This is a genomic window from Streptomyces sp. NPDC059900 (genome assembly GCF_050270335.1).
Taxonomy (GTDB): Bacteria; Actinomycetota; Actinomycetes; order Streptomycetales; family Streptomycetaceae; genus Streptomyces.
Genome location: NZ_JBNNJZ010000659.1, coordinates 1 through 4,178, shown reverse-complemented (window position 1 = coordinate 4,178; position 4,178 = coordinate 1). Strand labels below are relative to the sequence as shown.

At 71.1% G+C, this 4,178-nt stretch carries 4 protein-coding genes and 5 tRNA genes; 6 read left to right on the top strand and 3 right to left on the bottom strand.

Features of this window, described 5'->3' with window-relative positions; all coding sequences use genetic code 11:
- Positions 1-97 precede the first annotated feature (97 nt).
- A complete protein-coding gene (locus tag ACQKIP_RS41425) occupies positions 98-634 on the top strand; it encodes a DsbA family protein (protein ID WP_365860165.1) in 537 nt (178 codons plus the stop codon).
- Between the two features lie 51 nt (positions 635-685).
- On the opposite strand, the gene ACQKIP_RS41420 is transcribed toward ACQKIP_RS41425, so the two are convergent.
- The 3 genes from ACQKIP_RS41420 to ACQKIP_RS41410 all read right to left on the bottom strand — a co-directional run bounded on the left by ACQKIP_RS41420 (position 686) and on the right by ACQKIP_RS41410 (position 3,485).
- A complete protein-coding gene (locus ACQKIP_RS41420) occupies positions 686-1,510 on the bottom strand; it encodes a GNAT family N-acetyltransferase (protein WP_365860164.1) in 825 nt (274 codons plus the stop codon).
- A gap of 86 nt (positions 1,511-1,596) precedes the next feature.
- Positions 1,597-2,418, bottom strand: a complete 822-nt coding sequence (locus ACQKIP_RS41415; RefSeq protein ID WP_365860163.1) for an aminotransferase class IV — start codon at positions 2,416-2,418, stop codon at positions 1,597-1,599.
- Entirely contained in the window at positions 2,415-3,485 is a 1,071-nt protein-coding gene (locus ACQKIP_RS41410) for a chorismate-binding protein (protein ID WP_365860183.1), read from the bottom strand. The genes ACQKIP_RS41415 and ACQKIP_RS41410 overlap by 4 nt, the downstream gene beginning before the upstream one ends.
- A gap of 163 nt (positions 3,486-3,648) precedes the next feature.
- Here ACQKIP_RS41410 and ACQKIP_RS41405 point away from each other — a divergent pair.
- The 5 genes from ACQKIP_RS41405 to ACQKIP_RS41385 all read left to right on the top strand — a co-directional run bounded on the left by ACQKIP_RS41405 (position 3,649) and on the right by ACQKIP_RS41385 (position 4,128).
- Positions 3,649-3,721, top strand: a tRNA-Gly gene (locus tag ACQKIP_RS41405).
- A 39-nt stretch (positions 3,722-3,760) separates the two neighbouring features.
- Positions 3,761-3,834: transfer RNA gene (locus tag ACQKIP_RS41400), tRNA-Cys, on the top strand.
- Between the two features lies 1 nt (position 3,835).
- Positions 3,836-3,907: transfer RNA gene (locus ACQKIP_RS41395), tRNA-Val, on the top strand.
- A gap of 45 nt (positions 3,908-3,952) precedes the next feature.
- Positions 3,953-4,024, top strand: a tRNA-Val gene (locus tag ACQKIP_RS41390).
- 29 nt (positions 4,025-4,053) lie between these two features.
- Positions 4,054-4,128 (top strand) — tRNA-Val (locus tag ACQKIP_RS41385).
- Positions 4,129-4,178 lie beyond the last annotated feature (50 nt).

The window sequence follows — 4,178 nt, the reverse complement described above, 5'->3', positions numbered from 1 at the left end:
CTTAACAAAAATATCAGGGTCACGCCTCCTCCCCGGGTGCCGGTCGCCGCCCGGTCCCGGTTGGGCGGGCGCCCGCAGGGCTGGAAGACTGTGTCCCATGAGCGACTCTGCCCCCGACGCCCCCACCGGCCCCCTCGTCATCGACATCTGGTGCGAGCTCCAGTGCCCGGACTGCCGGACCGCCCTCGACGACGTGCGCGCGCTCCGTGCCCGCTACGGCGACACCGTCGACCTGCGCCTGCGGCACTTCCCCCTCGAAAAGCACAAGTACGCCTTCGCCGCCGCCCAGGCCGCCGAGGAGGCCTTCGAGCAGGGACAGGGCTGGCCGTACGTCGAGGCCGTCCTCGGCGGGGTCGAGGACCTGACCCGCAAGGGCGAACCCTTCCTGGTCGAGATCGCGCGCGAACTGGGCCTGGACGCCGAGGAGTTCGACACCGCCCTCGTCGACGGCCGGCACATCCTGATGGTCGACGCCGACCAGGCCGAGGGCAAGGCGATCGGCGTCACCGGCACACCGACGTACGTCATCGGGGGCGAGCGCCTCGACGGCGGCAAGAGCCAGGACGGCCTGCGCGAACGCGTCGAGGAGATCACCGACCTCCTGCTCGCGGCCTCCGGGCAGGACGCTTCCTAGCGACGCCGCACGGCCGCCTCCCGCAGGCGCGTCGCGGAGCAGCCGCCCGTCCTAGAGCAGCTGCTTGAAGACGTAGTACATGACCGGTTCGTAGCCCAGCGACTCGTAGAGGCCGAGGGCCGGGGCGTTGCCCGCGAAGACGTTGAGGCCGATGCGCTCCAGGCCCACCGCGCGGGCCTGTGTCTCCGCCAGGAGCATCAGCGAGCGGCCGTGGCCGTGTCCGCGGTGCTCCTCGTCGACCTGGACGTCGAAGACGAACCCCTCCCCGTCGCGCAGCGCCAGCCAGAGGGTGCCGACCTTCGTGCCCTCGTGGGTGAGCACACTGAGGCTGGTGCCGGGAGTGGCCAGGCCCCGGGGCAGATGGTCGGCGTGGTCGGCCTCCGACTTGGCCCGCGCCTGGTCCGCCGGGACCCCGCGCTCGATCCAGGTCTGCGCGTACTCCTCCTTCTCGCGGGCCAGCCACACCTCGTACTCGTCCTCGGTCATCTCCCGCCCCTCGACACCCGCGGGCAGCGCCGGCGGCTCGGCGGTCAGGGGCTTGGCCATGCGGCGGTTGCGCTCCACATAGCCGAGGGAGACGGCGAGGCGGTGGGCCGCCGCGGCCTCGGCGGGCACGGCCACTTCGATGCGGTTGCAGCCCCAGCCGCGCACCACCTCTTCGGCGGCGAGCACGGCGACGGTGGCACGGCCGCGCCTGCGGTCGGGTTCCTCGATGCTCAGGTCCCGCATCTCGGCGACGGCGGGCCCGAACACGGGGTGCGTGGCGAGTTCTATCCCGCCCACGGGACGGCTGTTGACGCGCACTTCGTACGTGCGTGACTTGGCGCCGTCAGCGCTCTGCTGAAGCGGCCCGGTCGGCCGCAGGGTCGTGGTCATCAGTGGTGTTGTACCCGCCCTGCGGCCCGAGCGTCATCTGGATTGCCCGCACTTGCGGCCTCGTAGGGCCTCTCGCCCCGGCCGGATCACGGGTCGAGGTCGTCCGCCGCCCGCTCCGCGAAGATCCGCATCGCCTTGGCGGTCACCGGACCCGGCATGCCGGGCAGTTCACGACCGTCGATGCGGTGCACGGCCTGGACGTCACGGAGCGTCGAGGTCAGGAACACCTCGTCGGCCCGGTCAAGCACGTCGAGCGGCAGATCCGTCTCCCGCGCGTTCGTCCAGTCGACGGTCAACGCGCGCGTGATGCCCGCCAGGCATCCGGAGGCCACCGGCGGCGTGTGGATCTCGCCGTCGAGGACGACGAAGACGTTCGACCCCGTGCCCTCGCACAGCTGTCCCACCGTGTTCGCGAACAGTGCCTCCGAGGCGCCCTGCTCGTGGGCGCGCGCCAGGGCGACGACGTTCTCGGCGTACGACGTGGTCTTCAGGCCGGTCAGGGCGCCGCGCTCGTTGCGGGTCCACGGCACGGTGATCACGGCGGTCGTGTCGGGGCGCCGCGCGGCCTCGCCGTGGGCCACGACCAGCGTCTGCCCCTGGTCACCGCGGTCCGAGCCGAGCGGCGAGAGGCCCCCGGTGTACGTGATGCGCAGCCGCCCCAGCGGCATCGGGTCGGCGTCGAGCACCGCGGCGCAGGCCGCGCGCACCTCGTCCAGGTCGGGCTCGGGCAGGCCGAGGCCGCGTGCCGAGCGGGCGAGCCGGTCCAGGTGCCGGGTCAGCGCGAAGGGCCTGCCCTCGACCGACTTCACCGTCTCGAAGATGCCGTCGCCGACGGTCAGACCGTGGTCGAGCACGGAGACGCGGGCGGTCTCCAGGTCCTGCAAACCGCCGTCAAGCCAGATCTTCACCAAGGGGTCCCTCCACTCGCTTCGTACGCTCCCGACGCTACCGCCAGCAGCCGTTCCGCCTTCAGTTCGGTCTCCCGCCACTCCCCCTCGGGGTCCGAGCCCCAGGTGATGCCCGCGCCGGTGCCGAACCGCAGGACGGCAGCGTTCCCGGCGGACCGGTCGATCCAGAAGGTGCGGATGCCGACGGCCAGCTCGCCGGTGCCCCGGTCCGCGTCGACCCAGCCGATGCCGCCGCAGTACGGGCCGCGGGGCGCGGTCTCCAGGGCGTCGATGATGCGCAGGGCGCTGGACTTGGGGGCGCCGGTGACGGAACCGGGCGGGAAGGCGGCGGCCAGGACGTCGGGCCAGCCCGCGCCGGGGCGCAGCTCGCCCCGGACGGTGGAGACGAGATGGACGAGGCCGGGGTGCTTCTCGACCACGCAGAGGTCGGGGACCGTCACGGAGCCGGTCACGCAGATCCGGCCGAGGTCGTTGCGGACGAGGTCCACGATCATGACGTTCTCGGCGTAGTCCTTCTCCAGGAGATCGGCCTCGGTCCGGCCCGTGCCCTTGATCGGCCCCGACTCCACGACACGCCCCTCGCGGCGCAGGAACAGCTCGGGGGACGCGGTGGCTATCTCCACGCCGTGCCCGGGCAGCCGGATCGTTCCGGCATAGGGAGCTGGGTTCCCGCGCGCCAGGAGCGCGGTCAGGGCGTCCACGTCGGCGTCCTGCGCCACCGGCGCGGACAGCACGCGGCAGAGGTTCGCCTGGTAGACGTCGCCCGCCGCGATGTGTTCGCGCACGCTTCGTACGCCGTCCACGTACGCGGCGCGGTCGAGCGACGACGTCCAGTCACCGGCGGCCGGCCCGCGCCATGCCCCCGGCACCGGAGCGGGCACCGGTTCCTCGCGTACGTCGTCGAAGCGGGCGCAGACCAGTTCGCCCTCGAAACCGGCGGCGACCGCCCAGAAACCGCGGGAGTCGAGAGCCGAGGGATCGCTGGTCACGTCCCTGAGGCCGGTCGCGAGCAGGCCGCCGAAGCGCGCCATGGGCAGGGTCGCCCCCAAGGGCGGCCGGGAGGACATCTGAGGGGCGCTGTGCACGTCTGCGAGTCTATGACCGGTGTCCTGGTGGTGCCCCGGCCCGGCGACAGCGCAGCACGCTGCGCAAACGCGTTTTTGTACTGGCCCAGGAATCCGCTAGAGTTCAACACGTCGCCGGGACGCGCAAGCGGACCGGGAAAGACAAGCGGACGTAGCTCAGTTGGTAGAGCGCAACCTTGCCAAGGTTGAGGTCGCCAGTTCGAACCTGGTCGTCCGCTCGCAGGAAGTGGGGGATCTTCCCGAACCCCCGCACTCCTGGTGGAGTGGCCGAGAGGCGAGGCAACGGCCTGCAAAGCCGTCTACACGGGTTCAAATCCCGTCTCCACCTCCAAGCGCGATTAGCTCAGCGGGAGAGCGCTTCCCTGACACGGAAGAGGTCACTGGTTCAATCCCAGTATCGCGCACGCAGCACAGCACAACCGAAGGTCCGGTCCGCAAGGATCATTCCCGCGCGATTAGCTCAGCGGGAGAGCGCTTCCCTGACACGGAAGAGGTCACTGGTTCAATCCCAGTATCGCGCACGCAGTACGCACCACACGCAGGTTCACCTGCGCGATTAGCTCAGCGGGAGAGCGCTTCCCTGACACGGAAGAGGTCACTGGTTCAATCCCAGTATCGCGCACCATCCGTACGAAGCCCCCGGCCGTCTCCACGGCCGGGGGCTTCGTCGTTCCT